Source organism: Methylobacterium sp. W2, assembly GCF_020662345.1.
GTDB lineage: Bacteria > Pseudomonadota > Alphaproteobacteria > Rhizobiales > Beijerinckiaceae > Methylobacterium.
In genome coordinates this window covers 22,512-29,064 of record NZ_VMOA01000062.1, presented here as the reverse complement: position 1 = coordinate 29,064, position 6,553 = coordinate 22,512, and the positions used below count along the sequence as shown (strand labels likewise).

At 62.3% G+C, this 6,553-nt stretch carries 7 protein-coding genes; 2 read left to right on the top strand and 5 right to left on the bottom strand.

The genetic code is table 11. The features are described 5' to 3' along the window. Positions 1 to 751 precede the first annotated feature (751 nt). A complete protein-coding gene (locus FPV16_RS24030) occupies positions 752 to 1,300 on the top strand; it encodes an HNH endonuclease (protein WP_018043045.1) in 549 nt (182 codons plus the stop codon). A gap of 6 nt (positions 1,301 to 1,306) precedes the next feature. On the opposite strand, the gene FPV16_RS24025 is transcribed toward FPV16_RS24030, so the two are convergent. The 4 genes from FPV16_RS24025 to FPV16_RS24010 all read right to left on the bottom strand — a co-directional run bounded on the left by FPV16_RS24025 (position 1,307) and on the right by FPV16_RS24010 (position 4,652). Next, positions 1,307 to 1,576 carry a hypothetical protein gene (locus tag FPV16_RS24025; RefSeq protein ID WP_227441047.1) on the bottom strand — a complete coding sequence of 90 codons (270 nt, stop codon included), beginning with the start codon at positions 1,574 to 1,576 and terminating at the stop codon, positions 1,307 to 1,309. 107 nt (positions 1,577 to 1,683) lie between these two features. Beyond that, complete coding sequence (locus FPV16_RS24020) at positions 1,684 to 2,511, bottom strand: outer membrane protein (protein WP_227441046.1); 828 nt, start codon at positions 2,509 to 2,511, stop codon at positions 1,684 to 1,686. A gap of 202 nt (positions 2,512 to 2,713) precedes the next feature. Continuing rightward, a complete protein-coding gene (locus FPV16_RS24015; RefSeq protein ID WP_227441045.1) occupies positions 2,714 to 3,571 on the bottom strand; it encodes an outer membrane protein in 858 nt (285 codons plus the stop codon). Between the two features lie 229 nt (positions 3,572 to 3,800). Then, the gene (locus FPV16_RS24010; RefSeq protein ID WP_227441044.1) at positions 3,801 to 4,652 is read right to left on the bottom strand and encodes an outer membrane protein; all 852 of its coding nucleotides are present in this window, start codon (positions 4,650 to 4,652) and stop codon (positions 3,801 to 3,803) included. Between the two features lie 230 nt (positions 4,653 to 4,882). Between FPV16_RS24010 and FPV16_RS24005 the strand changes: the two genes are divergently transcribed. Further along, positions 4,883 to 5,206 carry an MmcQ/YjbR family DNA-binding protein gene (locus FPV16_RS24005; protein ID WP_227441043.1) on the top strand — a complete coding sequence of 108 codons (324 nt, stop codon included), beginning with the start codon at positions 4,883 to 4,885 and terminating at the stop codon, positions 5,204 to 5,206. Here the strand turns inward: FPV16_RS24005 and glmM are convergent. Further along, positions 5,203 to 6,543 carry a phosphoglucosamine mutase gene (gene glmM, locus FPV16_RS24000; RefSeq protein ID WP_227441051.1) on the bottom strand — a complete coding sequence of 447 codons (1,341 nt, stop codon included), beginning with the start codon at positions 6,541 to 6,543 and terminating at the stop codon, positions 5,203 to 5,205. The two genes, FPV16_RS24005 and glmM, sit on opposite strands and share 4 nt — an antisense overlap. Positions 6,544 to 6,553 lie beyond the last annotated feature (10 nt).

Here is a 6,553-nt window from a genome sequence, read left to right as displayed (position 1 = left end):
GGCTTTGACGGCTCCGTCTGCGCGGGGGCGGCGGGCGCCGTCTGTGCCAGGGCTGGAATAGGATTCAGAAGGGAGGCACTCATCCACGCGGCAAGGAGCGCTGCATGTCGCATTCTGCCCTTCGAAAATCCCAGTTCCATGTCGTTCCTTTCGTTGGATTGGTATGCCCGCCCCTTTGGCGTCGGCACGCGGACCCTGTGCGGCGGGCCGGTCGCTCCAGCCCCGTCTCCGGCAAGAGCGATGGCCTTTAGGGAAGCGTCAGCCAAGGCACATCGCGCGCCGGAGGTGGCATCGGGTCCAAAAATCGAATTGTCGGATGGCCGATCAATGGGGCGAAAGGGTGCCGCCGACGCATCATTCGCCCGGTCCTCCCGAAAGAGTGTGGGCCGCGACGTCGCGAATCTTCCGGGCAACCTTCACAAGCGTGTCATGGTGATATTAGACTAACGCGCAATGGGCAGAGCCTTTTCGTATCGACGCGAGGAGGTGGCGTTGGCCGTCCATGTCGATGTGCCTCGCCACAAACCGGGCGTTCCCGCCCGATGCGACCGCTTTTGGCTAAGCCCAGGCCGGTCCCCCCTCCCCGATCATCTGTTCTCTTCGCCTCCTGTGCCGGTCCGGCGACCGAGTTCCGATGGCCGGATGCCGAAGACCGAACTGCCGGGACCACCGATCTTTCATCATCCGGGGACGATGCCGCGTCGGAACGGCCGGCGTCGTCCCCTTGTCGATCCGTCAAGAGAGTAGCGCCATGCTGGATCTCCAAACGCTCGTCCTCAATGCGGATTACCGGCCGCTTTCGTATAATCCGCTCTCGCTATGGTCATGGAAGGACGCTTTCACCGCCCTCTTCCTCGATAGGGTCACGCTGGTGGCCAGCTACGATGTCGAGGCCCGGTCACCGAGCCGCGCCCTGCGGGTGCCGAGCGTGGTCGCCCTCAAGAATTATGTGACCCTGGCGCGCAGCCCCGCCTTCACCCGCTACAACATCTACCTGCGCGACACCTTCTCCTGTCAGTATTGCGGCCTTCGGATGCCCTCGGGCGGGCTGACCTTCGACCACGTCATCCCACGTTCGCGCGGCGGATTGTCGAGCTGGGAGAATGTTGTGGCCGCCTGCTCGCCGTGCAACCTGCGCAAGGCGAACCGCACTCCGGCCGAAGCGGAGATGCCGCTCCTGCACGAACCCCACCGGCCGACGCGGCACGAGCTCCATCGCCGCCAGCCGGAATTCGACCACCGCGAATACCACCACACTTGGCTGGACTACTTGTACTGGGACAGCGAACTGGAAAGCTGACGTCGGTCAGTCGTGCGAGAAGCGCGGCGGAGGTTCGTTGTAGACCGGCGCGTTGGGGTTGTGCGTGGGAACGAGCTCCTCGGCGAGTGGCGGCCCGTAGGTGGTCCGCGTCACACGCGGCGCTGGCCGGTCGCAATGGTCGCGATAGGAAATCTGCGGCGACGGCAGGCTACGATGGCGATGAGCATCCGGGGGGTAATCGTATCCGGCATGGAGGCAGCTCCGTCGGCCGCCTGCCTCGGCATTCGGCCCGGAGACCAGCGCGATAGCAGCCATGCTGACAGTGATCGTATATCGGAGCATGACGTAAGCCTTCAGAGCGTTGGACCAAACAAACGTTCGGGTGTCTTGAGCAATCTTCGCCCCTCCTCCCCCGAAAATGCTCAGAACTTGATGCCAACCGCGCCACGGACCGTATTCACGTTCACTTTCACGTCGCCAAATTTTGCGAACTGAAGATATTGGTATTCGCCGCGCACGAATATGTTCTGGGTAAGCAGGTAATCACCGCCGATCCCGAGCGCATATCCGAGGCTGTATTTTTCCTTCACGGTGCCACCCTTGTCACTCAGGCCGCCGATGAGATTCGTCCGATTGACGTCTGAATATTCTCTGAGATCGATGCTCACGTCGTTGCCGATTACGGCCCGCCCTATCGCCAAGCCCGCTGTCACGAAGGGCAGGAATGCCCCCATCGGATAACCCGCTCGCATGCGTATCGTCGCATAATCCTTAAGGTCAGCATGCGCAGCGGTGGAGATCCTGTAGATATCATAGGTCCCGTTGCTGAGCATTACGCGCCGGGTTAGGCTATCCTCGGATCGGCCTTTCTGATTCACGCTGGTATAATCGACCTCAAGGCCAATGACGGCCTCATCGAATTGATAGTTGTAGCCGGCAAGGCCGCCGAATCCGACATCGTGGGGGCGAGCAGGCTTCAGGGTATTCGTTCCCGAGATGCGATACTCGCTCTCGACTGACGTGCTGCGAAGAATTTGTGCGAGATCCGATTGTCCGGACGGTCCGAAGTTGATCGATGTCGTCGTATAGCCGGCATGCGCACCGAAATATCCACCGTTCCAATCGATCTCGGTGGAAGCAGGCTCGTAATCCGGGCCTCGCAGTACGCCATAGTCGAGATCGGCGGCGTGGGCGCCTGGAACCCAACCGAGAGCAAAGCCAGTGAGGAGTGCAAGGGTGACGGTACGCATCGAGGTCGTCCTCAGGGCTGCAGCCCGATTGTTCTTTTCAAACCTTGCAACATTGATAATTAGGTAACCTTAATGGTCCGTTGCCTTCAGGTCCTGTGGATGACGGGCAGGCCTATTGTCGTGGTCACATGACGAAAAAGCCCGCGCGGCATGGCCGGGCGGGCTTGGAGTGTCTGAAGTCACCGCGTGTCAGCCTATCCGCCTACTCGTAGGGATTGCCGCCGCTGTAACCGTTGCCTCCAAAGGCAGCAGCGCCGCCAGCAAAGCTGTAGCGCAGACCCACGCGAACCTCATTGGCTGAGATATCCTTCAGTCGGGTTCCGAAGCCGAAATCGTCGAGGCCCGTCTTGGCGCGGCCGAGATTGACGTAACGGTAGTTCGCGTCGATCGCGAATCCGGCGCCGATCTCGTAGGAGACGCCTCCGGTCAGCGCCCAGGCCAGCGACGTGACCGAACCGTTGCGACGCGCGGCAGCGGGACGAGGACCGACCACCGGGCTTCCGTCACAGAGTACCGGAACGGTGCAGGTCGTCTGGGTGTAGGCGTTGCGGAAGTCTTTCTGCGCGATACCGATGCCACCACCGATGTAAGGAGTGAGCCCCCACCAGGTGCCGAGATCCGCATAGACATTCACGAGAGCCGTCAGCACATCGAGCTTGCCGGCTTCGATATTGTATCCGTTCGCGAAGTTCGATCCGGACGAGTAGGTGCTGAAGCGGCTGGGCAGGCGCTGATCGATGGTGGCGTCCATGCGCAGCCAGTTGTTGAAGCGGTAGCCGATGCCGCCGCCATAGCCCGGTTGATGGCTCAGGCGCAGGCGCACCAGCGCCGGCGTGCCTGGTTCGACCAGCGTCGCGTCCTTCGGGTGATCGTAATAGCTCTCGGTGAAATCCGCGCGCAGGTACCAGCCGCTGCCGATCTGAACCGGGGCGGGTGCTGGCGGAGGTGGCGGCGGCGGCAGGAGGTCCGCAGCGAGGGTGGGCGCGGCAGTGCCGATCACCAGTCCAGCGAGGATCGCAGCGACGGCTGCGGAGCGGTATGGGCGGGGCGCGGTCATCATGTTCCTCAAGGAGGCATCGGCCGGAAAGCGCATGAGACGGATGCATGCCGGCGAGGGGTTCGACTGACCAAGATGATGAATTCAAAAGGTTATGATCGCCTTAACCCTAACGATCTGCCGCTCGGGAAAAGACAGGTCACGGCGGCGTTAACCGGATTGCCGCATCTGTCCGAACGAAGACGGCGCGGAGATCGATCCGCGCCGTCTTCTTGCTGTCGTCGAGGAAATCTCAGTACTTGCGGACGATCGGTTCCGGCATCGGCTGATACTCGACGACCGGTGCAACGACACCGCCGAGGATCCAGCGCAGGCCGACCTTCACGTCATGCGAGGCGATGTCCTTGAGGTGGTAATCCGTCTTGCAGTAGGGCGGTGCCTCGCACGTGACCGTGCCGGTTTGCGCCGAACCCATGTTGAGATAGCGGTAGGCCAGTTCGAGCTTCACGTTCGGCGTGATGGAATAGCCGAGACCAGCATGGGCCGCCCAGGCGAAGCTGAGCTTCTGCTTTTCCGGGCCTACGCCATACCCACCCTGATACAAGCCCTGGCCGTTGTCGGTCACGCCGCCGAACATGTGGTGAGCAAAACCGACACCCGCGCCCACGAACGGGGTGACGCCATAATATGTGCCGAGATCGACGTAGCCGTTGGCCATGCCGACCACCGAAGAGAACTTGCCGGACGTACGGTTGATTCCGCCGCTCGGCTTTTCGGCCGCATAGAAGATCCATTTCGCTTCCGAGCGGTACTCGCCGGTGAAATCAAAGCGGAGCCAGGAATTGGCCTGATAGCCGATACCCGCGCCCACGAAGGCCTGGTTGCCCAGATAGTCCTTCAAGACATTGTACTTGTAGGGGATCGGAGGAATCGACACGTCCTTGGCGACGGTGTGCCCCTCGCCGAGAATGCCGGCACCGGCGTCGCCGCGCAGATACCACGCGCCGCCGATTTCGATGGGCGGGGGCAGCGGTTCGGGGGGCAGAGTGGTAAGCAGGTCGGCGGCCTGCGCAAGGCATGGCGCTCCTACGCTCGCAAGGAGCGTGATCGAGCGCGCCAAGGCAGAAAGCTTGGAACGGCGCATAATGGATCCTTCAACTCGATCGTTCGGCGGAAGTGTGGGAGCACCGGCCTGGATGACGACCCCATCATCTGTCGGATGAGTTAAATCGCGCTTAACGTTAAACGTTAGCCTTTCCGAACCGTGAGACGTCCAGGATCTTACTGGAACTTGCAGTGTCTGTCGGCATGTCGTGGAACTTGCATTCGCGCCGAGCTTCGGCGGTTGTCGCGAGTGATGAGCCGGAGTGATTGATGCGCCCTGAAGACGTGCGCGCCCTGGCGCTGATGCTGCCCGGGGTGGAGGAAGGCGCTCATATGGGCCATCCGGATTTCCGCATCGGCGGACGGATATTCGCGACCCTTTGGGTCGACGAAGAGCGCGTCGTGCTCAAGTTCCCGGCCGAGCATCAGGCGCTTGTGGTGGAGACCGAGCCAGACCTTTTCGACCCCGTTCCCGGTGCCTGGGGACGGCGCGGCTGGACCAGCCTGTCCCTCGACGGGGCCGATGAGGAGACGCTCAGGAGCGCCCTCCTCACGGCATGGCGTTGCCTCGCGCCTGACGCGTTGTGGGATTAGGCTGCGGCCTTCGTAACGGCATCGACGATTTCGTCCACGACTTCCGTGACAAGATGTCGGTCATCGCCTTCCGCCATCACGCGAATGACTGGCTCCGTGCCGGAGGGCCGGATGACGACACGGCCGGTCTCGCCGAGGCGCTCGCGGCCATGGGCGATGGCAGTAACCACAGCATCCTGCTGTAGCGGTGCACCGGAACGGTAGCGCACGTTCTTAAGGATCTGCGGCAGCGGGTCGAAGCAATGGCAGACCTCGCTCACCGGACGTTCCTGACGCTTGACCACGCTGAGCAATTGAAGCGCCGCCACGAGACCGTCCCCGGTGGTTGCATAGTCCGACATGATGATGTGACCCGACTGCTCGCCGCCGAGATTGTAGCCGTGCTCGCGCATGTGCTCGAGGACGTAGCGATCGCCGACCGCGGTGCGGGCAAGGCCGAGGCCGATTCCTCCAAGAAACCGCTCCAGGCCGAGATTGGACATTATCGTCGCGACGATGCCCGGCTGGGTCAGGCGGTCGTCGTCCTTCCAGGATCTTGCCACGGCCGCCATCAGCTGGTCGCCATCCACCGACTGGCCCTTCTCGTCGATAATGAGAACACGGTCGGCGTCGCCGTCGAGGGCTATACCTATATCGGCCCGCAATTCCCTCACCTTCGCGGCAAGGGCTGCCGGTGCCGTCGAGCCGACATCGTGGTTAATGTTGAAGCCATCGGGATCGACGCCGATGGCGATGACCTCGGCGCCCAGCTCCCACAGGGTCTCTGGCGCGACGCGGTAGGCCGCGCCGTTGGCGCAATCCACCACCACGCGCAGACCGTCGAGGGTGACATTGCGCGGCAGCGTGCGCTTGGCGAACTCAATATAACGGGCATGCACGCTCTCGATCCGCTTGGCGCGGCCGAGCGCACGCGAGCCGGCGAGTTTCTTGTGCAACTCGCCATCGATCAGCGCTTCAATTTCGTGCTCGACGTCGTCGTTGAGTTTGAACCCGTCGGGGCCGAACAGCTTGATGCCGTTATCCTCGAACGGATTGTGCGAGGCCGAGATCATCACTCCAAGATCCGCGCGCATGGAGGGGGTGAGCATGGCCACGGCCGGCGTCGGCATGGGGCCGAGCAGCATCACGTCCATGCCGACGGAGGTGAAGCCCGCGACGAGGGCCGTCTCAATCATGTAGCCGGACAGGCGGGTGTCCTTGCCGATCACGACCCTGTGGCGGTGATCGCCCCGCTGGAACACCAATCCTGCCGCTTGCCCCACCTTGAGGGCGAGTTCAGGCGTGATCACACCGTTGGCGCGGCCCCGGATGCCGTCTGTGCCGAAATACTTGCGCACGTTCTTCAAT